The organism is Formosa agariphila KMM 3901, from assembly GCF_000723205.1.
Taxonomy (GTDB): Bacteria; Bacteroidota; Bacteroidia; order Flavobacteriales; family Flavobacteriaceae; genus Formosa; species Formosa agariphila.
On record NZ_HG315671.1, the window covers coordinates 4146403 to 4171173 of the forward strand.

The window sequence follows — 24771 nt, forward strand, 5'->3', positions numbered from 1 at the left end:
TAGTTGTTAACTTATTATTATCATTTTAAACAATCTTTAAAAAACTCCAAATATTGTTTATTAATTGTATTCCAGTTATACTTTTCTACGATTTCATTTCGGCAACCATTAACTTTTTCTAGGTAATCCTTTTTTTCAATTGACTCTATAATGCCCTTAACATCAATATCACTTTCAAAATAAAATGCAAAATCTCCTAAAATAGAGCTATTAAATTCATTTTTATGACCAACTATTAAAGCATTCGAAGACATTGCCTCTAATAATGAAGGATTGGTACCACCAACTGAATGTCCGTGGAAATACAAATTTGAATAATACCTTAAGTTATTAAGAATATCTATATCGTAAATACCACCAACAAATTTTATAAAATCATGATGTTGATACTTTTTCTTTAAATAAGCTCCAAACGCATTACTATCATGTTTACCTACAACTAAGAACGTTTCCTTTTTGTTAGACAACACAACTCCATCTAATATCGTTTCTAAGTTATTTTCGGGCTCAAAACGAGCCACAAGCATATTATACTTATATGGTTTTACTTCAAAATCGTTTAGAACCTTCTCATTTGGATTATGGAATAAATCTGCACCATACGCTATGTATTTTGATTGCACATTGTATTTAGTATTCAAATAATTTTGTATACCAACAGAATCTGAGATTAAATGGTCGCTAGATTTAACAGCTAAAGATTCTGCAACTTTTAAAAACGATTGAATTTTTTTAGAATATTTGGATCGCTTCCATTCTAAACCATCCATATTGGTAATAACCATACTTTTTTTAGGAAGCAATTTGTACCAAACAGAACTGCTAGTATATCCGAGTTGAAGAAGGATATCGAAATTTCGTTTTCTTGAATCAAGAATACTATTAACATCGTAAATAAATTGTCCCGCAGTACCTATTCTATTCTCTGGATCTTTACAATGAATAATATGTACACCTTTAAATGTTTTTTCTTGATAAGGATGCATACTAGAGTTATACACATAAACATCGTGACCTTGATTTGCTAAATACACAGAAAAATACTCTGCAAATTGCTCAAAACCACCATGATAATTAGGTATTCCCCGTGTGCCCAATATTCCTATCTTCATGTCTAAAAAAATCAATTAAAAATAATGTATTCATAAAAATAAAAAATACAATCCCTTTATTTCTTTCAAAATAAGATTCAAAGAAAAGTGCAAACGTAATCATTATTAAAAACATTATATACAATATGTTCTTAGATTTTAACGCAATCCAAATACTAAACAAAAGGTAGCTTATAAAAAATAACAGCGAAATAATACCTAAAGACACGAGTATTTGTAAATATTGATTGTGCACATTATAGCCTTCGTACCAATTTGGAGCTAAACCATAATACATATAATAGTAATCTAAATAATTTTGAACATCCCCAACACCATAACCAAATAATAATTTATGGTCTTCGGTTGTATGATACAGGCCTATTTTTAAAAAGATATAACGTAACTCTAAATCACTAATATTATCCTTATCTTCTTTACTAAACACATAAGCTTCAGACAAGTTATTTGTAGGTTGAAATGCTTCAATATTAAAATGAATACCCTCCAGGAATCGTTCTTTAATTATAGGTACACAAGCCAATAGCGCAATGAATACAACCAAACCTCCAGACAATAGGAGTTTGTTTTTCATTTTCTGAACCAAAGAAAAAATCAAGAAAAAATATAGAGGAATACTTATAAATAAGACTGCTTTAGAGGCTGTTAAAATAAGTCCAATTCCTAAAATAGAAATTAAGCCAAAAACAAACAGTTTATTCTTGAAAACAGAACTTAAATGTAATTTGAATGAATAATAGGTAACTATAAAAATGCTTAATGTTATATACAGTGCAAAATATACGGGATGCTGATCGTACAATTTAGTAAATTCATGAAAGAAAACCGAGTCTATTCCCTTTCCTGAAATTAGATTAAAACTACCATAACATAGTAATATAAAGGTTGCCAAAGTTGTTGATAAAGCAAAAACTACAAGAATACGTTTTATTTTAAAATCGGCATTTTTGAAACTAAATAATACAAAAGGGATTAAAAACAATAATAGGTTTTTATTGACCACTTTTAATCCATAATTAACATTATCACTCGTTAGTGCGCTTCCTATAATAATTAGAAAATAAAATAACGGAAATAAAAATCCGAAATTATAATACTGCTTTAAATCTATTTTTTTTGTAAAAATTAAATAGAAGCTAAATACCCCAGCTAAAACAACCGAAATATTACCCACGTTTAGCATGTAAGGTATTGTAACCGCCATTAAACACATAAGTGTTTCTTCTGGACGATTTAATCCTTGCTTTTTTATAGTATTTAGAACACTCATTATTTAAAGAATCGCATTAACATTTTAGCTTTAGACTCCCAAGAATGTTCATTAATATTAATTAAAGGCTTGTTATTTTCTACCGATTTTAATGCGCTTGAAAAGTCTTCTGAAGAATCTACTAAATATAAATGCTTTTCTAAATCTTGAAGTCCATTTCCTCTTGTACCAACTACTTTCTTACCTGTTAGTAAATATTCATATGCTTTAATTGAATCGCCTCCATGCTGCTTTTCTCTAATGTTATAAGGAACAATACAGATATCGAAATTTTGAACATAATTTGGATACTCATCATAATGCTTATCGCCTAAGAAATAAACATTTTTTCTTTTTTCAATTTTTTCAAAGATCTCTTTATCTAGAATTTGACCTACAAAAACAAAAGAAGCATTCGGGTTATCGGCCGATAAATAATTAATTAAATCTGTGTTTAATAAATAAGATATTTTACCTCCAAAACCAATAATTGGTCTTTGAATATGTTTTAAATCTTCGGGTACATGCTTTAAATTTTTAATGAAGTCTGTTTTAACTCCATTCTTAACTAAGGAAATATTTTCAACTTTAAAAGTGCTTTTATAAAATTCAACATTCTCTAAAGAATTCGTTATCCATATAAAAGTATTTTCGGATAGTGTTTTATACCCCGAATAAATTTCATTTTTAATTTTCTGGTAAGCTGGGAATTTTAGAAAATTATCCCAAGCATCAAAAACTTTATTTTTAGAATCTAATTTAACTGCTAGTTTATAAGCAAACACATTTTGTAATACCACATTACTTGTTTCCATTTTAAGAACGTGTTTTGCTTTTTCAATAAAATTAAAATAGTGCTCGTCGTTATATTTAGCGATAAACCAAAGGTGTTTTTTAATAATTTGAGTAAAGATATCTTTAGAGTGGTAATCTACTACATATATGTTTGTATCAACCTTACTAAGTGTAAAACCATTTTCTGACAACAGCATTTCACCATTAATTTTTTTACTCTGTTTATTATAAGCCAATTCTAAAAAAGTTGTGGGCCTATTAATTACTAATATTTTTTCAATTTCGGAGTCTTTGGAAAATGCTTTAATAAAGTGAACATCTCGTGTTCTAAACCCTTCTCTTTCGCTTTTTCTCCAATCATGAAATGGAATTATAATTACGTTCATCTTTATAAAAATTAAAAAATAAAATAAGGCTAAATATTATACCGATCTCCGAAAATGGAGTTGTATAAAACATATAAATAAGTGCTAAAATACATACTGCATAGAAGCCTTGCCGGTTATTAATATTGAGTGTTTTTATTATAAAATACATGTATAATATAACTACAAATAATCCTATTAATCCTAAGTCAAAATAGGTCCAAATTAACTGTGTAAAATGAATCGTGTTTTTAAACTTTCCTGTAGATATGTCAAAATATGAATATGGGCCATCACCAATATATTTTGTATCTAAAACGTGTATTGCAGCAATAACAATTTGTTCTCTTTTGGCTGTACCTAGATTAAAGAAATGAAGCGATTTTTCGGCCGTAAAATTACGCTCTAACGTTCCTCCAAGTCTAGAGGTAATTAATTCAATATTCCTAATATTGTAAATAAATAATGCTCCTAAAACTACAATAAAACCAATCATAATTTTCCGAACAATCCTGTTTCTTGTAATTGCTTTATATAAATTCATAGAAATTATAATACCATAAAACAAAAACAATAATCCCTTAGAAATGTTAGATTCTGCTAATAGTAGCGTAATACTTAAATAAACAATTAATAGAAAAGTATATTTAGTAGATTGACGGATATTATTAATATTAAAATACAAAGAGGCTATCACTAAAAACAGATAAAGTCCTAAAGAATGATCAGACTTAAGAAAGAAACTTCCGAATAGAAAATCAAAAGACGCAATTTGCTGTCCGCTATTATTAAAATGAATTAAAATGTCATAAAAATTTCTTTGAATAAGAAGTATAGGTAACTGTATAATGGCAACATATAATACAAGTTTATTAACAGTTCTTTTTTGAATATAATTCTCGTTTTTATTCATTTTAAAAAACAAATAACAACTAAGAGGTAATACTGAAAAAATATTATATAATACGATATGGAATAAAGTAGAATGATTTATTACTCCACTAATAATAATTACAATACTATAAAGAAAAGCAAAACCTACAACTTTATCAAACACAATTTTCCCTCTAATTAAAACGTACAGAGCGTAGTTACTTAACATGATTAAGCAAAGTGCTAATGTTAACCCTGTATTAGAAACCCCTAAAAAAAACTGCAGACTTCCTCCTAATAAGAATATCAAAACAAAAATTAATAAGAACGAGAACTGATATATTGTTTTAAGCTTTAACATTTACTTGATACTGGCCATCACCCCTTTTAAAACATATTTTAATTTCCAAAAGTGTTTATAGTTGAATAACAGAATTACAAAAGTAAGTACTAAATAAATTATAGCATTAAGAATATAAACAACTTTATTATCTACAAAATTTTGTTCAAATTTAATTCCATTTCGAACTGCATAGAAAATTTTATTTTTTGAATCCGTTTTAATAAACCGATTGCTTAACAACCGCTTTTGGCTTGATTTTAAATGAAATGATTTCTCTAAATCTTCTAAAACACTAGACAAAACTAAATATATTTTACCTTTATTTTTACTTATTCTATAAGAATAATCGTAATCATCTCCGTACAAGTAATAATTTATATCTGGCAACCCTATTGTATCAATTAATTTTCTGTGAAAAAATAGTCCGCCATAAGGCGCTACACTTACTTCACCATAATTAATACTAGTATCTAACGGAGTTGTTTCTTTTTGAGAAAATTTATCTAAAATATTAAATCCTAAAAATGAATTTTGACTGCCAAGCATTTTAAACGGATCTTTAGATTGTATCGCCTTTTTATATAATTCTCTATCTAATCTGTAAGACAGTAATGCCGTATTATTCTTTTTAAGATTAGTGTTACTTTGCCAAAAGAGTTTTAATTCTGATAAAGCATTCGCTTTAGGTTTATTATCATCATCTAAAATCCAAATAAACTCTGCACCTGTATTATAAGCTTCATTTAATCCTTGATAAAACCCATTTGCAGACCCCGTGTTCTCTTTTAAATCGATTAATTTTATACTTGTATTTACAGCAACAAGGTTTCTAATCTGATTAATAGAATACTCGTCACTACCATTAGATACTATAATAATCTCGTCGACTAATTGACTTAAAGACGAATCTATTACTTCTTTGAGAAATGTAAATCGATTTCCGTAAGTTACCGTAACGACAGTTACCTTCATTTTAGAATTCATCAATTAAGTTCTTAATTCTTATTATAAATCTATTTCAATTTTTTTATCTAACAGTGGCGTAGATACAATGTATGGATCATACTGAGTATCGATTATTTTTCTAGAAAATGTTTTATAATCGGTAGTATTTAGGTAAATATTTGAACTAAATAATCTTGGAAAAGTAGCGCTATCTATGTCCATAACACCTTGATTAAACTTAATTACTATCGATTTAATTTGTATATCCGATTCTATTTTATTCTCTCCTAAATCGACTCTAAAACGATAAGGCAAAACGCCTGAAGGTAATTTAAACGATACAACCTGAAATTCATCTTTCCCTTTAATATCTATATACATTCTTTTATCTGCACTAAATCCTGATTCTGGATCATCTTCAATAAAAAATAATTGTAATCTGTCGTCTTCTAATATTTTGACATTTAAATCAACACTAAAAATATTGTCTTTTTCAATTTTATTAATACTAGTTTTTTTTTCAGAAATTTTATTTTTTTCATTTTTTCCTTCACAAGAAAACAATAAAAAAACACATGCTATTAAAAATATATTCCTCATAGTTTTTAAAGTTTAATTCAGCAAACAAGTATATTTTTCAATTTAACTTTTATTAGATTTTAATATGTTATTCAAGAATTGAGGCATATAAAAAGTAATTAAGTTAGATTTTTTGTAAACATAAAACGCACAACTCATATTTAAAATTATAGGGGAACATGCAGATATAATAGCTGCTCCTAATAAACCATATAAAGGAACAAATTTATATAAGCATAATAAAGTGCATACAAATACCACAGAAATAATATTACGCAATGCTTTTTCACTACCTGTCATACCCATAAATATACCTGCAGAACCGCAAAAAGAGCTAATTAACAGCCCTAAAACAAGAATCGCTAGTATCTGCTTTCCTTGTAAAAATTCTTCCCCAAAGAAGCTTAAAATATATCCAGAGAATAAAATTATGACAACAGATAAAATAGACCCGAAAATAAAAATCAATTTTGAAGATTGAAATAATAATTTTTGCAATTCAACTCTTTTATTATTCCAATATAGTTCAGCAAACTTTGGTGCAGAAATAGTATTAACAACCACCAAAACGATACTTATTAGTTGGGCCACTTTAAAACAAATATTAAAAATACCGACTTCTTCTGATGTGCCATAAGTTTCTAAAAAAAAAGCAGAAGAGGTACCCAACAACGATGTGATAACCAAAACAATCATCATAGGAAATGTTGTCTTTAGTAAATCTTTAGTTTTTACCTCGGACTTATAAACATCTACCGATTCTTTCTTTTTATTGAAGAATTTTATAATTGGTATAAAAGATAAAATCATACTTAAAATTATGGCACCTATTAAAGCGTAAATCGCATTAACTACATTATCGCTATAACTTAATGCCAATAAAAAAATTATTATAAACAAAGGCCTGTTAACACTTCGTAAATACTCACTAATTTGTAATTTTTTTAGTCCTCTAATAAATTCTATATTAACAATACTAACCGTTAAAAAAGGCAAAGCAACAGCACCTATTCTTAAAACCTGAACATAGATGTCGTTTTTAAATAAATTCTCTGCTACGGTTTCCGAAAAAAAGTATAACAACAGTGACAATAACAGAGAAAAAGGTAAGGCTAAATAAAAAACGTATTTATAAATATTTTTTATTTTATCATTGCCATTTTTAGTTTTATTGTACTGACCAACAAACCGTAATAGAGCCATATCTAAACCTAAAGCCCCAATAATTGATAAACTAATTAAAGCATTTAAAGTAAGTGTATATACACCCGCTCCCGATGCACCATATTTTCTAGAAATAATTAAAACAGTAATGTAACTTAATAACATACCAAAAATTTTCAGGACAAATGTTATGGCACTACCAAACAAAAGTTCTTTTAAATTGGCGTCTGAGTTGAGTTTACTGATTAGGTTTTTAAACAATTTTTATAGATTTATTATCAGAATTAAAATGCAAACAAAGCTACTATTTTAAAAAAGTAAATCCATTAAAATATACACTTTAATGTATACCTTTAATGGATTTACTTTTTTAAAATTACTTTTAGTTAAGCAATCTTAAACTTACACAATCATTCCTGCAGCAACAGTTTCGTTAGTTGAGTCGTCTACCAAAACAATGCTTCCTGTAGAGCGGTTTTCTCTATAAGAATCTATCATTAATGGCTTTGTTGTTCTAATCTTAACTTTTGCTATATCATTCATATTAAGCTCAGCATTACCCTCAACACGGTTTAAGGTTTCTATATCTATTTTATAAACGACATCTTTAATCATTGCTTTTTGATCGTTAGACGTATGCTTTATTGTGTATTTAGTACGTGGTTTTGCTCCTGTACTATTTAACCAACATAACATTACTTCTATATCTTGTGATGCTTCTGGTTTGTTATTAGAACGCACAATCATGTCTCCTCTTCCAATATCGATATCGTCTTCTAATTGAATCGATACTGATTGCGGCGCAAAGGCTTCTTCTAATTCTTGATCGTATAAATTTATACCTTTTATTTTAGATGTAAATCCTGAAGGCATTACTGTGATCTCATCTCCAATACGAAATACACCACTAGCTACACGTCCTGCATAACCACGGTAATCTCTATGAGAATCACTCTGAGGTCTAAGTACAGTTTGCACAGCAAAACGTGCATCAACCTTATTAATATCACTACTAATATGCATCGTTTCTAACACATATAGCATCGGTGAACCTTGGTACCAAGGCATATTCTCTGAGCGGTTAACAACATTATCTCCATCTAAAGCACTCATAGGAATAAATCTAACATCCTTAATTAGCATCTTAGATGAAATTTCTTCAAATTGAGAAACGATATTATTAAACACCTCTTCTGAATAATCCACTAAATCCATTTTGTTAACACACACAATAACATGTGGTATGTTTAACAATGACGCAATAAATGCATGACGCTTTGTTTGTTCGATGACACCATGTCTGGCGTCTATTAAAATAGTAGCCACATTTGCTGTTGAAGCTCCTGTAACCATATTTCTAGTGTACTGAATATGACCTGGAGTATCTGCAATGATAAATTTACGCTTAGGTGTTGTAAAATATCTGTACGCAACGTCTATTGTTATTCCTTGTTCACGTTCGTCCTTTAAACCGTCTGTAAATAGGGCTAAATCGACGCCTGCATGACCTTTTTTCTTACTTGTATTTTCTATAGATTGTAACTGATCTTCAAAAATAGATTTTGAATCGTATAGTAAACGACCAATTAAGGTACTTTTTCCGTCATCTACACTCCCAGCTGTTGTGAATCTTAATAATTGATTATTATCTAACATATTACTTCTTTCTTAAATTGATTGGAGAATTGATTAAAAATAGCCTTGACGTTTTCTGTCTTCCATAGCTGATTCTGAACGTTTATCGTCACTTCTGTTACCTCGTTCTGTTTGGCGCATTCCTGCAACCTCATCTGCGATTTTGGCTAACGTATCGGCATCAGATTCGATTCCACCTGTAATGGTAATATCTCCTAATGTTCTAAATCTTATTTTTTTAGTAACTACCTCTTCATGGTCTTCAAGAATTAAAAATTCAGAATTAGGAATCCAAGCATCTTGTCTCCATACAACCTCACGTTCATGAGCGAAGTATAACGAAGGTATAGCGATGTTTTCACGTTTAATATAGTTCCAAACATCCATTTCAGTCCAGTTACTTATAGGGAAAGCTCTAAAATGCTCACCTTCAAAATATTTACCGTTTAAAATGTTCCATAATTCTGGACGTTGGTTTTTCGGGTCCCACTGCCCGAAATCATCTCTATGAGAAAAGAAACGTTCTTTTGCTCTTGCTTTTTCTTCGTCACGACGACCACCTCCAATAGCACAATCTACCTTATTTGCTTCAATAGCATCTAAAAGCGTAGTAATTTGAAGTGCATTACGTGTAGCATTTTTACCTTTTTCTTCAGCAACTCGTCCGTCATCTATCGATTCTTGAACAGAACCAACAATTAAGTTTACACCTAAATCTTTAATAATATCATCTCTAAACTGAATAGTTTCAGGGAAATTATGTCCTGTATCTACGTGCATTAAAGGAAATGGAATCTTTGAAGGATAAAATGCCTTTTTAGCCAAATGTGTTAATACAATTGAATCTTTCCCTCCAGAAAATAAAATTACTGGATTCTGAAATTGAGCCCATACTTCTCTTAAGATATAGATCGCTTCACTCTCTAATTCATCTAAATAATTTAAATAATACTTATTACTACTCATTGCTCAATAATTTTAATTTAGGTAATATATATTCTACTATTTTATTTGCTGCATCTTCTACAGATACACCTTCTGTTTTTATTTCTACATCTGGATTTTCAGGAGCCTCGTAAGGCGCAGAAATTCCAGTCATATTTTTTATTTCTCCTGCTCTAGCTTTTTTATAAAGCCCTTTAGTATCACGGCGTTCACACTCTTCAACACTAGTATTTACATAAATCTCAACAAAATTATCGTCCTTAACAATAGATTTAATATTTAATCTATCTTTTTTATAAGGCGAAACAAAAGCTGCTAGCGTTACAACACCAGCATCAATCATTAGATTTGAGATTTCTGCTATCCTGCGGATATTCTCTTTACGATCTTCTGGAGCAAAGGTTAAATCACAATTGATTCCTTTTCGGATATTATCTCCGTCTAATGTATAGGTTTTTATTCCTTTTTCAAATAATTTTTGTTCAACCACATTCGCTATAGTCGATTTCCCTGAACCTGAAAGCCCAGTAAACCAAATTAAAAATGAATTATGTTGATTATTACTTTGTCTATCTTTTCGGGATATTTGATAATCGTGAGGTATAATATTCTCTTTCATTATTCGTGAGTATGACGTTTATTTTTATCTAAACCAAAATTAATTTTATACCAAGCTTTCTCATGTAAATAGTATAAAATCATTTTAGTTAGTACTTCTGTTCCACCTACTTTTAAACCAATCATTGGGTCTCCAGATATTAACCAAGCTAATGTCATGGTATCCAAAGTGCCTACAACACGCCAAGTAACCGTTTTAAAGATATGACGTTTATTACTCTCTTCCATATCGACCTTAAACCATACACGTTCGTGTAAATAGTATAAAATCATTTTGGTTGTAACTTCAGCCGCACCAATTTTAAGACCTGTAAGCGGATCTCCAGAAATTAACCAAGACAACAAAATAGTGTCTAAAGTCCCAACTATTCGCCATGTAATTGCCTTAACAATATGTCTTTTATGTGAAGTATCTTTCATCTTTTATAGACTTTTATGCCTATTATGTTTAGAACAAAAGTAAGCTTTTTTTAATTAAAAACAATTATCCTATAGGGTTACTAGGAAAAAAGGATTTAATAAATTTTCTTTATTGTATAATAACGCCTGATCCGTTTCTTTCGAAATAACTTCTACACCAACAGCATTACAAATTGCCTGACCTGCAGCAGTATCCCACTCCATTGTTGGAGCAAATCTAGGATAAACATCTGCATTTCCTTCTGCTACTAAACAAAATTTAAGAGAACTTCCTTTGGAAACAATTTCAACATCACTTCCATTTGCTTTTAAAGTTTCTACAAAGTCAAGTGTATCCTGACTCATATGCGAACGGCTTCCAACAACTTGAACTGGATTAGAATTAGAATCTTTAGGTTGCAATGCTTCTGCATGTTCTAAAATATACGCTATAGACGTGTTATGGTCTTCTAATTCAACTTTAAAACCTTCGTTATTTGTTACATCACCATAATATAATGTCTTAACTGCAGGCACATAAATAACGCCTAAAACAGGCTTTCCATTAGTTACAAGTGCAATATTTACTGTAAACTCGCCATTACGCTTAATAAATTCTTTTGTGCCATCTACTGGGTCTACAATCCAGCACGTTTCCCAAGTTTTTCTAACCTGGTAATCTGTTTGTTTATTCTCTTCACTAATAATTGGAATCTCTGATGGAATTAAGAATGAATTAATAATGTCATTCGCTTTTTTATCAGCTTCAGTTAAGGGTGATTTATCATCTTTTAATTCCACATTAAAAGCTGTATCATACACTTGCATAATAACTTCTCCTGCTTTTAACGATGCTTCGATAGCGGTTTTTAAATTTGAATTCATTTATAAATTTTTAATAGCTTGCTTTAAACTTACCCTCCAATGCGGAATGTCAATTTTAAAAGTTTCTTTTATTTTTGATTTATCCATTACGCTAAATTGTGGGCGAGCAGCAGGTGTTGGATAGGCTTCTGTTTTAATAGGGAAAACTTTGGTATTTGTTTCTGTAATTTCAAAAATAGCATCAGCAAAATCATACCAACTGGCTACCCCTTCATTACTATAATGATATAACCCATAAGTGGTTGGGTTATCATTTATAATTTTCAACATTACATTAGCTAAATCTGTTGCATAAGTCGGCGTACCTATCTGATCTGCAACTACGCTTAATTCTGGTCTAGTTTCTGCTAAACGTAACATCGTTTTCATGAAATTATTAGCATGTTCTGAGTATAACCAAGATGTTCTTAAAATAAAATATGCATCTAAATTATCTTGTATAGCTTGTTCTCCTTCAAGTTTTGTTAATCCATAAATGCCTAATGGTTCTGCAATATCAGTTTCAGAATATAAAGACGAAGATTTTCCATCGAACACAAAATCTGTAGATACATGAATGAGCTTCACATTATTAGCTTTACAAGCTATAGCTAAATGTTTAGCACCATCATTATTTACTTTACGCGCTAAATCAATATCAGTTTCCGCTTTATCTACAGCTGTATAAGCAGCACAGTTTATACACCAATCGATATTATTATTTTGAAAAAAATCAGCAACATGTTGCTGACTTGTAATATCTAAATTTTCTGAATCTGTATATATAAATTGCAGTTGATTGTTATGTTTACTAACATCCTTAATACAGGCTGCTAATTGTCCGTTTCCTCCGGTAACTAAAATTTTCATTATAAAGTTGCGTTTTCAAATGAAGGTGATATGGTATCTTTTTCAGATATCAACATCTCACTTTCATCAATTTGCCAATCGATATTTAAGGTCTTGTCGTTATAAATAATACTGCCTTCTGATGCTTTGTTATAAAAGTTGTCACATTTATAAGAAAAAATAGCTGTTTCACTTAACACGACAAATCCGTGAGCAAATCCACGAGGCACAAATAACTGCCTTTTATTATCTTCAGTTAAATTAACGGCGACATGTTGACCAAAAGTTGGAGACCCTTTTCTAATATCTACAGCGACATCTAAAACCTCACCTTTTACAACACGGACTAACTTTGCTTGTGCATGCTCGCCTAATTGATAATGAAGTCCTCGTAAAACACCTCTAGAAGAAAATGATTCGTTGTCCTGAACGAATGTTACATCTAATCCTGTTAATTTATTAAAAGTCTCTGCATTATAAGATTCAAGAAAATATCCTCTTTTATCACCAAACACTTGCGGTTCTAAAATAAAACAATCCTTTAATTTAGTTTCTGTAACAGTCATTATTTTTTATTTAATAATCCCAATAAGTTCTTACCATAACCACTCTTAAGTAAAGGTTGCGCTAAGGCTTCAAATTGTTCTGAAGAGATATACCCCATTTCGAAAGCTGCTGCCTCAATAGAACCAATTTTTAATCCCTGACGTTCTTCTAATACCTCAACAAATTGAGATGCTTGCATAAGCGATTGGAATGTACCTGTATCTAACCAAGCCGTACCTCTGTCTAAAATACTAACACTTAATTTCCCTTGCTCTAAGTAAACTTTATTAACATCGGTAATTTCTAATTCACCTCTATGACTCGGGGCTATATTTTTAGCAATTTCTACCACCGAGTTATCATAAAAATAAATACCAGGAACAGCATAATTAGATTTTGGATGCTCGGGTTTTTCTTCAATAGAAATGGCTTGTCCATTTTCATCAAAATCTACTACTCCGTAACGTTCTGGGTCATGAACACGATATGCATAAATGATTCCACCATCTGGATCATTATTCTCTTGTAATAATTTACCTAAACCAGTTCCGTAAAAAATGTTATCTCCTAAAATTAAAGCTACTTTTTCATCTCCAATAAAGTCTGCACCAATAATAAAAGCTTCTGCTAAACCATTTGGCTCTTCTTGTACAGCGTATTCGAATTTACATCCGAACTTTTCTCCATCTCCCAATAAATCTTTAAATAATGGTAAATCTTTAGGCGTTGAAATGATTAAGATCTCATTAATACCGGCATACATTAATGTAGATAACGGATAATAAATCATTGGTTTATCGTAAATAGGCATTAATTGCTTACTTACAGATAATGTTAAAGGGTGTAACCTTGTTCCTGATCCTCCTGCTAGAATAATTCCTTTCATCTTAATTTTTGTATTTATTGATATACCACTCGATAGTTTTCTTAATTCCTGTTTCGAAATTTTCATCGGCTTTCCAGCCCAATTCATTTTCTAACTTTGTAGCATCTATTGCATAACGGAAATCATGTCCTGCACGGTCTTTTACAAAAGTAATTTGATCTGCATAAGGCTTTTCTTTTGGATATATACCGTCTAAAATACCACAAATTGTATTTACAATGTACATATTATCACGTTCATTTCTACCTCCAATATTATACGTTTCTCCAAACTTTCCTGTTTTATAAACTAAAGCAATTCCTTTACAGTGATCTAAAACATATAACCAGTCACGGATATTTTTCCCATCGCCATAAATTGGAATATCTTCACCAGAAAGTGCCTTTCTAATAATTGTTGGAATTAATTTTTCATCGTGCTGTTTTGGGCCGTAGTTGTTAGAACAATTAGTTGTTAAAACATTCATACCATATGTATGGAAATAACTTCTTACAACAAAATCTGAAGAAGCTTTAGAAGCACTATATGGGCTGTTAGGTGCATATGGAGTCGTTTCTAAAAACAGACCTGTTTCACCTAAAGTTCCGTACACCTCATCTGTAGAAATGTGATGAAATTTATTATTCTCGCAACCTTCTTTAAATTCGAAAGGTCCATTCATCCAATGTTTTTTAGCGACATCAATTAAATTGAAAGTTCCAAAAATATTTGTTTGCATAAATGCATCTGGATTTTTAATAGAATTATCCACATGTGATTCAGCTGCAAAATGAATGATTCCAGAAAATTTATATTTCTCAAACAATTCCTCTATTAAATTACGATCACAAATATCGCCTTCAACAAAAGTATAATTTGGATTACCCTCTACTTCAGATACATTTTCTAAATCGCCAGCATAAGTTAACTTATCCAGGTTTACAAGATGAATATCTTTATTTTCTTCTAAAAAATAAGGAACAAAATTCGAGCCAATGAAACCTGCCCCTCCGGTTACTAATATTGAAGTTTTAACCTTCATAATTTTTTATAAATTTAATGATTTTTAAACCTGCTATTAATAAATAAATTAATAGAAATGCTAAAATTGGTAATGTAAGCATATAATTTTTATACAAGTTAGACACTTTGTATCCTATATTTTGAAACCCTGAAACAGTTTCAAAAAGCACAATACCATCTAATCGATTTGCTTCGAGATCAACTAACTTAACTCTTAAGTCGACTTCTTTATTTAACAACTCATACTCTTTGGTAACTGATTTATCTTTTTCAAAAGACAAACCATCACCTATTGTGATTCCTTTTCTTGACTGAGATTTTGACTCTTCTTTTAAAACAGAAATATAAACTTTCTGTAAGGAATCTATTTTATTTAAAGATGTTGTTAAATTTTCCTCTTCAAATTTATAAACCTTATTTCTTCGATCTAATAAACTTTGAGAATATGTATTTTCAAAAACACGATTTAACCCCTGCTCTAAATCTTTAAAAATATCATTTTTTAATGCTTCTACTTTAATTTCATAGATTTTAGTAGAATAAATATCACGTCTCTCAATAAATTTCTCATAAGAAAAACTACTTACCGTTGAACTATCCAAAGAGAGTAAAAACTCCTCGTATTCTAACATTAAATCTGTTTCCGATTCTGGTCCAGGACCAACATCAAAACTTTTAATACTTTCAGCAGTTTCTAAATCTATTTTAAAAATTTCAGAAAGATCATTATATTCACCATTCTCTATAAGTGCATTATAGTAGCTTATACTATTAATTAATGGAAATTTAGAATCGTAATACGGCTTAACTATCATGTTAGCCCCATAAATTGTAGGCTTATTTTTATCGATAAAATAACCAGAAATTGCAGCAATTACCATAACTAAGGCTATAATTTTTGCATAAATTACAATAGGCTTTAATGCATAAATTATCAGCTTAAACAGATACTCAAATAAACGTCCAATTAATTTAAAAAAGTTAGAAAACCCTTTTCCAATATAATTAAACAACACGATTAAGTCGACTTCATCTGTCGAATTATGGTGCTTTTGAGGTAAATTAGAATTAGAATTTTCTGGCAAGTTTGTATTCATTTATATTAATTAAATATTTGTTTCAAAATCGTTCTTGTAATTAAATATGTTGGTTTAACTCCTGTTGTTCCTAAACCTCCAGATGCTAATGTACCTCCTGTTTCTAAAGGATTATCGCTAGCATAATATGCATATCTTACTTTTACATCTGGTGAAATATTACCTCTCACTTTAGATGCCGATTGTATTGCCTTTTGGTAATGTGCACCTTCCATTTCTAAACCGATAACATTCCAAGATGAATTATAGAAGAATTTTAAAATGTCTTTATTTTGAAGCGAAGTCCCTAAAACAGTAATCATAGCACCTTCAAAAACTTCAATACCATGACCTTCTAAATCTGATTTACTTAACTCATTATTTAACGGATAATTATCTGCGGTCCCTTCAAAAATATGAGCAGAAGGAATCATAATATCTCCTTTTCCTCCTTCAAGAATTCCAGCTTTACCCATTATTGAAAGCGACTCTACATTTAGATACACTTTTTTACCTTCAATTTTATAAGGCTTTAATAGTTCGTCTATCGTTTCGTAAGCTTGCTCTCCAAAAGCATAATCCATAACTAAAATTACAGGTTTTTCCTCCTGAAGTTTAGTTTCATTTGTAGCTATATCAATTTTAGAGGCATCTATTTTAGAAGTGTCAAAAATCTGAACATCGATATTTGTTCCAGAAGTATCATCAATAAAAATCATTCCTTTTTGTAACGCTTCTTTCTGCACTTTATTTCTTAGCGCTTTATTGTCCTTATGACTTAAGGCTTCGTAAACTTCAAAAACATCTTTTTTAGACACTAACGATTTTAAAGCATTAGGAGCAAAAAGGGTATTCATTACACTATGCATATTCGCACTAATTACATGAATAGGACGTTGTAATAAATCATTTTTATAAAGTGTATGTTTTATTTTGTTCGCCCAAATTTCACCGTGAATATGGTGCCCTAAACGCTCACGTAACATCGGACTAAAAGTAACTGTTCGTTTATCGTTATTTATAACTTCTTCTATTGCCAATTTTCCTAGCCAATACACAATATGTAATAAACGCTCTGGATTTTGAGGTGTAGAGAACTGATGATATATTTCGGTAATTTCGTTAAACGTTCTTCCTAAAATATTTGCAGTATAGGTAATTGCAATTTCTCGGTCCGGCTGCGTTAATTCTTCGTTACTAAGAACAACCTTCTCAAGCTTAATCCAATCTCTTGTCGTAGTTCCCTCGTCATCTATAATAACGCGTTTACTGATTTTATGAGATTCAATAAAAAGAAATGTAAGATGGGTAAGAATATCGTAAATTTCTGAACGTCCGCGAGTGATTTCAATATTCATTTGATCCTCATCAATACGATAACAATTGCGACGTCTTTTTGGTGGAATTATAGCTTTAAAATGCGAATCAGCATAACCTTCATCACTTGTTAAATTTATATAACGGCATTCTTCAATTCCAATAGGAAGCCTATCTACAATGTATAATAAACCATCCAGTTCTGCTTTCTCATCGCCAACAGAACCATAAATTTCTGGTCTAAGAAGCAATAAAGCCTCTCTTAAGGTTTCCCCAGAAATTCCCATAGGTTTATAAAATCCACGATTAAACAAATGTCTCATTGTAATATACATGCGCTCTATAGCGCCAGAACTCTCTTGAGCTCGTGTTCTTTCGTGATGTTTTTTATTACTCATAAAATTATTTTCCGCACAAATATAGCACTATTTAGTTACTTTTAAGGCATATAGCGTATCTGCTATTTTTCGGTCGTTAGATAATCTTGGGATTTTATTTTGTCCTCCTAATTTTCCAATAGATTTCATATAATCCTGAAATCCATCTTTTTTTATTGAAGTAATTTTTAATGGCTGAAGTACTTTGCCTTCTATTAAATCGAAATAATAACTATTTTGTTTTTGAAGTGATTCATCTAGCTTCTCAACCAGTTCTTGAAGATGCTTTGGTTCGTTTTCGAATTCTACAAACCACTCATGAAAAGGTAAACCAGATTCCGGATTTATTTGTGGCGCAACCGTAAATTCCGAAATACGAATATCTGTATCAGCAGTTGCATCTTTCATGGCTTGTTCTACTTCTTTACCAATTACATGCTCTCCAAATGCCGAAATAAAATGTTTTATACGCCCCGTTACGATAACACGATAAGGTTTTAACGATGTAAAGGCAACAGTATCTCCAATGTTATAGGCCCACAATCCTGCTGTTGTAGAAATAATTAGAACATAATTTACGTCTAACTCTACGTCTTTAATGGTAATACGTTTTGGGTTTTCTTCGAAAAATTCGTCGGCTTTTATAAACTCGTAAAAAATACCAGAATTTAGCTGTAACAACATTCCTTTTTCGTTCTGCTTATCTTGGTAGGCAAAAAAACCTTCGCTTGCGGGATACAATTCAATACTGTCAACTTTTCTTCCTATTAATTTTTCAAATTTAGCACGATACGGTTCGTAATTCACACCTCCAAAAATGAATAAATTAAAGTTCTTAAAGATATCTCCAACAGGTTTGCCAGTTTTTTCCTGAAGCTTTTCAAAATACATTTGTACCCAAGACGGAATCCCTGAAATTATAGTCATATCCTCCGGAAGCGTTTCTTCAACTATAGCATCAACTTTTGTTTCCCAATCTTCTATACAGTTTGTTTCCCAACTTGGAAGTCTATTTTTCTGAAGATATTTAGGAACAAAATGTGCTACAATCCCTGATAATCTTCCAAGGTTTATACCGTTTTTCTTTTCTAAAATTGGGCTTCCTTGAAGGAAAATCATTTTACCATCAACAAAACTAGAGTTACCCGTTTCATTAATGTATAATAAAATAGCATTTCTAGCGGCTTCAATATGCGTTGGCATACTTTCTTTTGTAATTGGAATGTATTTCGCACCAGAGGTGGTTCCCGAAGTTTTAGCAAAATATAAAGGCTTTCCTTTCCATAATATATCAGCTTGGCCATCTACAACTTTTAAAACATAAGGTTTTAAGTCTTCGTAATCACGAACCGGAACGTGTTTTACAAAATCTTCGAATGTTTTTATGTTTTGAAAATTATGATCCTTTCCAAACATTGTAGAACTTGCCTCTGAAATTAAGTTTTTAAAAACTTTATCTTGAGTTTCAATGGGATTATTAGCCCATTTCTGAACAGAACTATATATATACTTGGCAAATGGTTTTGCTAAAAGTGCTTTTATGGACATCATGGTTTAAAATCGATAAAATTAATTGGATTAATAGGATAGCCATCGCTCCACAACTCAAAATGTAAATGTGGTCCAGTGGTGTATTCACCAGAATCTCCTGCTGTAGCAATTACTTCTCCCGCCTTAACTAAATCTCCTTGTTCTTTGGTTAAAGTTGCATTGTGTTTATATACAGAAATTAACCCGTAGCTATGCTCTAAAATAATAACAAACCCTGTTTGAGTTGTCCATTCAGAAAAAATAACTCTACCATCGGCCGTAGCCTTTATTGGCGTATCTTTTGCTACAACAATATCTACAGCATAGTGTTTATCTTTAACACTATACGACTCGCTAATTTCTCCACTTGCTGGTGGAAATAACACAAAGTTTGCTGCTGAAGTGGCAGAATCGAAAAGATTATATTTATCTTCTTTATCTACACGTTCTCTTAATAATGAATCTGCTTTGGTTGGACTTAAATCCACTTGACTCGCTTCAAATTTAGTAGCAGCGATAATTGAATCTTTATTAATATTTGTTGTTGAAATATCGCCTTCTAAAACTTTTTTTATGGACGCATAAAACTGTTCGTTTTCATGTAATACTTGCTGTAACGAATCTGTTTTAAAATGCAATTCTGTGGCAGATTGTTTTAAAGCTGAAGACGAATACCCAGGAATATATTCACGTAAAGACGTGTAAGCTATTAACAATGTCGTGGCTACAATTAAAAACATGCTTAATAAAGACAGAACAACAAAAACATTTAATCGCGTGAGTTTAAAAGACAAGCGCTCTTCAAAAGTGTCTTCATTTAAAATAACAAGGCGGTACTTATGAAGTAACTTCTTTGTTAATTTTTTATTTTTGGGTTTCTTTTGATTCATCTTAAGAACAAAATTAAATAAATTAATGGCACCAAACCTTTATGTTTTCCTAAAATTATTATTAAAACATCAATATTAAACTTTAATCATTACCTTTGTTTTTTAAACATTGAATAATATGATTTCTCAAGGAATATTTTTAGTTATTGGAGCGCCTCAAATCATCTTAATTGTGGTAATTGTTTTATTACTTTTTGGTGGTAAAAAAATCCCTGAACTTATGCGTGGGTTAGGAAGTGGTATTAAAGAGTTTAAAGACGCTTCGAAAGAAGAGGACGAAAACAAAGACAAAAAAGCATAGTTTACTATTTTACACGATACTATAAAAAAAAGCCAACAATTAATTGTTGGCTTTTTTTACATCTAAATTTTACAAGTGTTATTCAAATTTAATAGATTTCATGATTGCATCTAACTCAAACACATAATCGCGTTTTTCTACTGAAGGCGCAAAAGTAAACCCTTCTACAACAAGTAATCTATTATTTGCTTTATCCTCTATAATATAATTTATGAATGGTCCAGACATAAAAGCATTTTTCACGTCCCAGATTCCTTTCGTTTCAACCACAGGCTTATCGTCTATTGTGGTATGAAATAAATATGGTGCATAGGCTTTTTCTGTAATCATAAATGTTCCTTCTGTAGGTCCTGGAATATGTACTTGCCCAATAGAATCTCTAATTTTAATAATTTGCTGAACCAAACTATCATTTTGTTTTAATACGTTTAAAGGCAACTCATACAACATAATATTCTGAGTTCCCGTTGTAATATCCTTTCTTAACCAGAAAAAATTATTATCCTTTTTAGCAATTCTATAAGCCGATGGAAGCTCCATTTTAATACCTAAAGCCTTTTCAATGGTATCTATTTTAAGTAATGATAATTTAATTCGGCGTTGCTTTTCTTTTATTTCCTGATTTTTAAAAGCTTCAATAATTTTAGGTGCATTGTTTTTTAATTGTTCAATAACCTCAGCTTCTGTTTTTCCAGAAACAACTATAACTTTTTGAGGAATGGCATAAACATTCTTACCAAATTTTACTGAAGATGTTTTGTTCGCATCAACTTCTACGCGTAAGACCGTTCTGTTTTTTGTAACAAAACCACTAAATACTTGAGGCGGAATTTGACTCAATGAAAATAAAGGTTCGTCTTGCGGTAAACCGTCTACAGGCGATGCTAACGTGTTTCTTATTGCTTCACCAACATTGCCCTGCCACAATTCATTATCGACCACAACAGACAAGTTATTTAAGTTTCCAGAAGATTCAGACAATAATTTCTGATTGCCTTTTTTGTCATCATTACAGCTAGTAAGCACAAGAAGCGCAGTTACAAAGAATAGAATTTTATGCATAATGTTTAGTTTTTTTCAAGATGATTAACCTTTAGACATTTTTAAAGTCATTCCTGGTTTTAAACGACTACCGCTAATATCGTTCCATTCTTTAATATTATCGACAGAAATACCAGAATGTTTTTGAGCAATGCTCCATAAAGAATCTCCTTTTTTAACAATATATGTGTTTTCTGTTGTAGATGCTGTAGAAGTATTAGTTGACGTTGGCTTAGCCGTAGCTGTTGAATTTCTAGGATAAATAGTTAAACGCTGACCAATACTTAAATTATTACTTCTAAGGCCATTCCATTGTTTTATCTGACTTACACGGACACTATATTTTCGAGCAATTTTACCCAAATAATCTCCAGACTTAACGGTATACCTTGTTTTTGTTTCCGATTCTATTAATTGTGGTAGCGGTTTTTCACGTTTATCGAACTCTGCTTTTGCATAAGCGTAAATCTCATCTTCATTAGCAACAAAAGGTCCAATAGCCCGAACTGGCAAACGTAACGTATATGTTTCATCCTTAATAAAAGGAATGACATCAAGTTTATAAGACGGATTTAAAAACTGAAGTTCTTCTATTTTCACACCTGTAAGTTCAGATACCTGATCTAAAGTTATCATTTGTTTCACGTGAAGCGTATCGGTTTCTACATATGCAATTTCAGGTTTTAACTTAGAAAACCCTAACTCTTCTGCATTCTCAAAAATATACATCGTAGCTAAAAACGCTGGTAAATATCCAGCCGTTTCACGAGGTAAATAGTTTCTTATATTCCAATAATTTTCATAACCTCCAGAACGTCTTATTGCTTTGGTTACATTTCCTGGTCCTGAATTATACGCTGCTAAAGCTAAATCCCAATCTCCAAACATACTATATAGTTTAGATAAATATTTAGCTGCTGCTTCGGTAGATTTTAATGGATCACTACGGTCGTCTACATAACTACTAACATCTAATCCATAGTATTTTCCTGTGGTGTACATAAATTGCCATAAACCAGTGGCTCCTACTCTAGATTTGGCTCTAGGTTTTAAAGCAGATTCTACAATAGATAAATATTTAATTTCAAGAGGAATATTATAATTATCTAATTCACGCTCGAACATAGGAAAATAATATTCGCTTAACGTCATTAGTTTTTGCATCGAATTTCTTCGACGTTTTAAATACGATTTAATCACACTTTCTAGAGCAGGGTTATATGCCACATTAAAAGGTGTTTTTGCATCTAATTCTAATAAACGTTTTTTAAGTGTATCTGTATTTAGTTCTGGATAATCTACTTCTTCGTATGTAAGATCTGTAACCGATTCGTAAATAGAATCGTATAAACTATTGCTGTATAATTCTTCCAACCAAAGTTCATCTACTTTAGCAGAATAGGCATGATCTCTTAAGTGTTCTAAACTTAAAGAGTCTATTGCAGGTTTAATTTCTTGTTTGTAATACGCTTGGCCGTCTATAATAGTATCCACAGTATGATCTTCGCCAGAACGCAACTTATCTTCTGTGACAAGTTCTGTATAGAATTTTACAGCTGTAGAGTCTTGCAATATTGAATTTACAATCACAGAATCCTGACTATCTTTAACAGCCAGAGAATCTTGAGCATAAAAACAAGTAATTTGCAAAAATGCTAAACAAAAAAAATACGAATTTAGTCGTTGCTTCATTTATAAAACCATTAGATTGGTATAACGTCGAGCCGGCTAAATTCGTGTTTTTATACTGAAAATGAAAGCTAAAGTTATAAAACTCTTAAACTATCATTATTTAATTTGGGTGTATTAGTCTAAAATTGCAGCAATACCAGGTAATGTTTTTCCTTCTAAACTCTCTAACATTGCACCACCTCCTGTACTTACATAACTTACTTTATTTTCGAAACCAAATTGCTTAACAGCTGCAACAGAGTCTCCTCCTCCAACTAAAGAAAAAGCTCCATTCTTAGTCGCCTCTGCAATAGAGTCTCCTAAAGCAATTGTTCCTTTAGCAAAAGTTGGCATTTCGAACACACCTAAAGGTCCGTTCCATAAAATGGTTTTACTTTCTAAAACAACTTTATTAAAGTTTTCTATAGATTTTGGACCAGCATCTAAACCTTGCCATCCTTCTGGTATTTTAGTTACATCTACAATCTGAGTTTCAGCATCGTTACTAAATGCGTTTGCTGCAACTACATCTACAGGAATATGTATTTGTACATTTTTCTCTTTAGCTTGTTTTAAAATATCTAGCGCTAATTCCATTTTATCATCTTCACAAATAGAATCACCTACTTGACCACCTTGAGCTTTTATGAAAGTAAATGTCATCCCTCCTCCAATAATTAAGTGGTCTACTTTATCTAAAATATTTTCTATAATTGTGATTTTTGAAGACACTTTAGCACCACCTAAAACAGCTAATACAGGCTTTTCTCCAGTTTCCATTACTTTTTGGATACTTTCAATTTCTTGAGCTAGTAAATATCCGAAACATTTTTTCTCTGGGAAAAATTGAGCAACGATAGTAGTAGAAGCATGTGCTCTATGCGCTGTTCCAAAAGCATCGTTTACATAAATATCTCCTAATTTAGACAGTTGCTCAGCAAATTTTTCATCACCAGCAGTTTCTTCTGAATAAAAACGTAAATTTTCTAATAATAACACTTCACCAGGTTGAAGGTTTGCCACAGCTTGTTCTGCTTTTTCACCAACACAGTCTGAAACAAATTTTACCGACACACCTAAAACATTAGACACTTCTTCGCTAATATGTTTTAAAGAAAACTCATCTTGAGCACCTTTTGGTCTTCCTAAGTGAGACATTAATACACAGCTTCCGCCATCTTCTAAAATTTTAATAATTGTAGGTTTAGCAGATACAATTCTTGTGTTATCTGTTACATTATAATCCTCGTCTAAAGGCACATTAAAATCTACTCTAATTAATGCTTTTTTATTATTAAAATCGAAATCATTAAGTGTTTTCATCCTAAAAAGTTTTGATGTTATTCTACAAATGTAAACAATAAAAAACAGCTTTAAAACGTGTTTTTTTTACGAAAAC

Annotated in this window: 24 protein-coding genes; 1 reads left to right on the forward strand and 23 read right to left on the reverse strand. The window is 30.9% G+C overall.

The genetic code is table 11. The features are described from left to right. Nucleotides 1-20: 20 nt before the first annotated feature. The 20 genes from BN863_RS17520 to BN863_RS17615 all read right to left on the reverse strand — a co-directional run bounded on the left by BN863_RS17520 (nucleotide 21) and on the right by BN863_RS17615 (nucleotide 20359). Nucleotides 21-1112: a DUF1972 domain-containing protein gene (locus BN863_RS17520; RefSeq protein WP_038532795.1), complete on the reverse strand. Its 1092-nt coding sequence runs from the start codon at nucleotides 1110-1112 to the stop codon at nucleotides 21-23. Beyond that, on the reverse strand, nucleotides 1075-2382 hold the full coding sequence (locus BN863_RS17525) for an O-antigen ligase family protein (protein WP_038532798.1): 1308 nt from the start codon (nucleotides 2380-2382) through the stop codon (nucleotides 1075-1077). The genes BN863_RS17520 and BN863_RS17525 overlap by 38 nt, the downstream gene beginning before the upstream one ends. Beyond that, complete coding sequence (locus BN863_RS17530; protein ID WP_038532800.1) at nucleotides 2382-3542, reverse strand: glycosyltransferase; 1161 nt, start codon at nucleotides 3540-3542, stop codon at nucleotides 2382-2384. Before BN863_RS17530 ends, BN863_RS17525 begins: the two co-directional genes overlap by 1 nt. Then, entirely contained in the window at nucleotides 3514-4434 is a 921-nt protein-coding gene (locus BN863_RS17535) for a hypothetical protein (RefSeq protein ID WP_206778063.1), read from the reverse strand. The genes BN863_RS17530 and BN863_RS17535 overlap by 29 nt, the downstream gene beginning before the upstream one ends. 321 nt (nucleotides 4435-4755) lie before the next feature. Then, entirely contained in the window at nucleotides 4756-5721 is a 966-nt protein-coding gene (locus BN863_RS17540) for a glycosyltransferase (protein WP_051774918.1), read from the reverse strand. A gap of 21 nt (nucleotides 5722-5742) precedes the next feature. Beyond that, nucleotides 5743-6282 (reverse strand): hypothetical protein, encoded by a 540-nt coding sequence (locus BN863_RS17545; RefSeq protein WP_038532805.1) that lies wholly within the window; start codon nucleotides 6280-6282, stop codon nucleotides 5743-5745. Between the two features lie 42 nt (nucleotides 6283-6324). Next, nucleotides 6325-7686, reverse strand: a complete 1362-nt coding sequence (locus BN863_RS17550) for an oligosaccharide flippase family protein (protein WP_038532808.1) — start codon at nucleotides 7684-7686, stop codon at nucleotides 6325-6327. A 141-nt stretch (nucleotides 7687-7827) separates the two neighbouring features. After that, the gene (locus BN863_RS17555) at nucleotides 7828-9081 is read right to left on the reverse strand and encodes a sulfate adenylyltransferase subunit 1 (protein WP_038532810.1); all 1254 of its coding nucleotides are present in this window, start codon (nucleotides 9079-9081) and stop codon (nucleotides 7828-7830) included. A gap of 33 nt (nucleotides 9082-9114) precedes the next feature. Further along, nucleotides 9115-10026: a sulfate adenylyltransferase subunit CysD gene (cysD, locus tag BN863_RS17560; protein ID WP_038532812.1), complete on the reverse strand. Its 912-nt coding sequence runs from the start codon at nucleotides 10024-10026 to the stop codon at nucleotides 9115-9117. Next, nucleotides 10019-10624 carry an adenylyl-sulfate kinase gene (cysC, locus tag BN863_RS17565; protein ID WP_038532814.1) on the reverse strand — a complete coding sequence of 202 codons (606 nt, stop codon included), beginning with the start codon at nucleotides 10622-10624 and terminating at the stop codon, nucleotides 10019-10021. The genes cysD and cysC overlap by 8 nt, the downstream gene beginning before the upstream one ends. Then, nucleotides 10624-11043, reverse strand: coding sequence for a DUF2061 domain-containing protein (locus BN863_RS17570; RefSeq protein ID WP_038532816.1), 420 nt, complete (start codon nucleotides 11041-11043; stop codon nucleotides 10624-10626). The genes cysC and BN863_RS17570 overlap by 1 nt, the downstream gene beginning before the upstream one ends. Nucleotides 11044-11112: 69 nt before the next feature. Further along, complete coding sequence (gene cysQ / locus BN863_RS17575; RefSeq protein WP_038532818.1) at nucleotides 11113-11907, reverse strand: 3'(2'),5'-bisphosphate nucleotidase CysQ; 795 nt, start codon at nucleotides 11905-11907, stop codon at nucleotides 11113-11115. Next, the gene (gene rfbD / locus BN863_RS17580) at nucleotides 11908-12756 is read right to left on the reverse strand and encodes a dTDP-4-dehydrorhamnose reductase (protein ID WP_038532820.1); all 849 of its coding nucleotides are present in this window, start codon (nucleotides 12754-12756) and stop codon (nucleotides 11908-11910) included. Next, nucleotides 12756-13301, reverse strand: coding sequence for a dTDP-4-dehydrorhamnose 3,5-epimerase (gene rfbC, locus BN863_RS17585; RefSeq protein ID WP_038532823.1), 546 nt, complete (start codon nucleotides 13299-13301; stop codon nucleotides 12756-12758). Before rfbC ends, rfbD begins: the two co-directional genes overlap by 1 nt. Next, nucleotides 13301-14167 carry a glucose-1-phosphate thymidylyltransferase RfbA gene (gene rfbA / locus BN863_RS17590; RefSeq protein ID WP_038533866.1) on the reverse strand — a complete coding sequence of 289 codons (867 nt, stop codon included), beginning with the start codon at nucleotides 14165-14167 and terminating at the stop codon, nucleotides 13301-13303. The genes rfbC and rfbA overlap by 1 nt, the downstream gene beginning before the upstream one ends. A 1-nt stretch (nucleotide 14168) precedes the next feature. Continuing rightward, complete coding sequence (gene rfbB, locus BN863_RS17595) at nucleotides 14169-15188, reverse strand: dTDP-glucose 4,6-dehydratase (protein WP_038532825.1); 1020 nt, start codon at nucleotides 15186-15188, stop codon at nucleotides 14169-14171. Next, on the reverse strand, nucleotides 15178-16266 hold the full coding sequence (locus BN863_RS17600; RefSeq protein ID WP_038532827.1) for a hypothetical protein: 1089 nt from the start codon (nucleotides 16264-16266) through the stop codon (nucleotides 15178-15180). Before BN863_RS17600 ends, rfbB begins: the two co-directional genes overlap by 11 nt. A 5-nt stretch (nucleotides 16267-16271) precedes the next feature. Continuing rightward, nucleotides 16272-17960 (reverse strand): DUF6909 family protein, encoded by a 1689-nt coding sequence (locus tag BN863_RS17605; protein ID WP_038532829.1) that lies wholly within the window; start codon nucleotides 17958-17960, stop codon nucleotides 16272-16274. Nucleotides 17961-17987: 27 nt separating this feature from the next. After that, nucleotides 17988-19490: a GH3 auxin-responsive promoter family protein gene (locus BN863_RS17610; protein WP_038532831.1), complete on the reverse strand. Its 1503-nt coding sequence runs from the start codon at nucleotides 19488-19490 to the stop codon at nucleotides 17988-17990. Beyond that, nucleotides 19487-20359 carry a M23 family metallopeptidase gene (locus BN863_RS17615; RefSeq protein ID WP_038532832.1) on the reverse strand — a complete coding sequence of 291 codons (873 nt, stop codon included), beginning with the start codon at nucleotides 20357-20359 and terminating at the stop codon, nucleotides 19487-19489. The genes BN863_RS17610 and BN863_RS17615 overlap by 4 nt, the downstream gene beginning before the upstream one ends. A gap of 118 nt (nucleotides 20360-20477) precedes the next feature. Here BN863_RS17615 and tatA point away from each other — a divergent pair, with 118 nt between their 5' ends. After that, nucleotides 20478-20660: a twin-arginine translocase TatA/TatE family subunit gene (tatA, locus tag BN863_RS17620; protein WP_038532834.1), complete on the forward strand. Its 183-nt coding sequence runs from the start codon at nucleotides 20478-20480 to the stop codon at nucleotides 20658-20660. A gap of 78 nt (nucleotides 20661-20738) precedes the next feature. Here tatA and BN863_RS17625 read toward each other — a convergent pair whose 3' ends face one another. The 3 genes from BN863_RS17625 to BN863_RS17635 all read right to left on the reverse strand — a co-directional run bounded on the left by BN863_RS17625 (nucleotide 20739) and on the right by BN863_RS17635 (nucleotide 24695). Next, entirely contained in the window at nucleotides 20739-21722 is a 984-nt protein-coding gene (locus BN863_RS17625) for a DUF4837 family protein (protein ID WP_038532836.1), read from the reverse strand. Between the two features lie 24 nt (nucleotides 21723-21746). Then, on the reverse strand, nucleotides 21747-23393 hold the full coding sequence (locus BN863_RS17630; RefSeq protein ID WP_084817575.1) for a LysM peptidoglycan-binding domain-containing protein: 1647 nt from the start codon (nucleotides 23391-23393) through the stop codon (nucleotides 21747-21749). A 114-nt stretch (nucleotides 23394-23507) separates the two neighbouring features. Continuing rightward, nucleotides 23508-24695, reverse strand: a complete 1188-nt coding sequence (locus tag BN863_RS17635; protein ID WP_038532839.1) for a phosphoglycerate kinase — start codon at nucleotides 24693-24695, stop codon at nucleotides 23508-23510. Between the last annotated feature and the right edge of the window lie 76 nt (nucleotides 24696-24771).

Coding starts and splice junctions, on each gene's coding strand:
- BN863_RS17535 (WP_206778063.1), bottom strand. CDS start 4,434: ATGAATAAAAACGAGAATTATATTCAAAAAAGAACTGTTAATAAACTT.
- BN863_RS17555 (WP_038532810.1), bottom strand. CDS start 9,081: ATGTTAGATAATAATCAATTATTAAGATTCACAACAGCTGGGAGTGTA.
- BN863_RS17625 (WP_038532836.1), bottom strand. CDS start 21,722: ATGCATAAAATTCTATTCTTTGTAACTGCGCTTCTTGTGCTTACTAGC.
- BN863_RS17600 (WP_038532827.1), bottom strand. CDS start 16,266: ATGAATACAAACTTGCCAGAAAATTCTAATTCTAATTTACCTCAAAAG.
- rfbA (WP_038533866.1), bottom strand. CDS start 14,167: ATGAAAGGAATTATTCTAGCAGGAGGATCAGGAACAAGGTTACACCCT.
- rfbD (WP_038532820.1), bottom strand. CDS start 12,756: ATGAAAATTTTAGTTACCGGAGGAAACGGACAATTAGCAGCCTGTATT.
- cysC (WP_038532814.1), bottom strand. CDS start 10,624: ATGAAAGAGAATATTATACCTCACGATTATCAAATATCCCGAAAAGAT.
- BN863_RS17615 (WP_038532832.1), bottom strand. CDS start 20,359: ATGAATCAAAAGAAACCCAAAAATAAAAAATTAACAAAGAAGTTACTT.
- BN863_RS17520 (WP_038532795.1), bottom strand. CDS start 1,112: ATGAAGATAGGAATATTGGGCACACGGGGAATACCTAATTATCATGGT.
- BN863_RS17630 (WP_084817575.1), bottom strand. CDS start 23,393: ATGAAGCAACGACTAAATTCGTATTTTTTTTGTTTAGCATTTTTGCAA.
- BN863_RS17525 (WP_038532798.1), bottom strand. CDS start 2,382: ATGAGTGTTCTAAATACTATAAAAAAGCAAGGATTAAATCGTCCAGAA.
- BN863_RS17530 (WP_038532800.1), bottom strand. CDS start 3,542: ATGAACGTAATTATAATTCCATTTCATGATTGGAGAAAAAGCGAAAGA.
- tatA (WP_038532834.1), top strand. CDS start 20,478: ATGATTTCTCAAGGAATATTTTTAGTTATTGGAGCGCCTCAAATCATC.
- BN863_RS17540 (WP_051774918.1), bottom strand. CDS start 5,721: ATGAATTCTAAAATGAAGGTAACTGTCGTTACGGTAACTTACGGAAAT.
- rfbC (WP_038532823.1), bottom strand. CDS start 13,301: ATGACTGTTACAGAAACTAAATTAAAGGATTGTTTTATTTTAGAACCG.
- BN863_RS17570 (WP_038532816.1), bottom strand. CDS start 11,043: ATGAAAGATACTTCACATAAAAGACATATTGTTAAGGCAATTACATGG.
- BN863_RS17635 (WP_038532839.1), bottom strand. CDS start 24,695: ATGAAAACACTTAATGATTTCGATTTTAATAATAAAAAAGCATTAATT.
- BN863_RS17610 (WP_038532831.1), bottom strand. CDS start 19,490: ATGATGTCCATAAAAGCACTTTTAGCAAAACCATTTGCCAAGTATATA.
- cysD (WP_038532812.1), bottom strand. CDS start 10,026: ATGAGTAGTAATAAGTATTATTTAAATTATTTAGATGAATTAGAGAGT.
- rfbB (WP_038532825.1), bottom strand. CDS start 15,188: ATGAAGGTTAAAACTTCAATATTAGTAACCGGAGGGGCAGGTTTCATT.
- BN863_RS17545 (WP_038532805.1), bottom strand. CDS start 6,282: ATGAGGAATATATTTTTAATAGCATGTGTTTTTTTATTGTTTTCTTGT.
- cysQ (WP_038532818.1), bottom strand. CDS start 11,907: ATGAATTCAAATTTAAAAACCGCTATCGAAGCATCGTTAAAAGCAGGA.
- BN863_RS17605 (WP_038532829.1), bottom strand. CDS start 17,960: ATGAGTAATAAAAAACATCACGAAAGAACACGAGCTCAAGAGAGTTCT.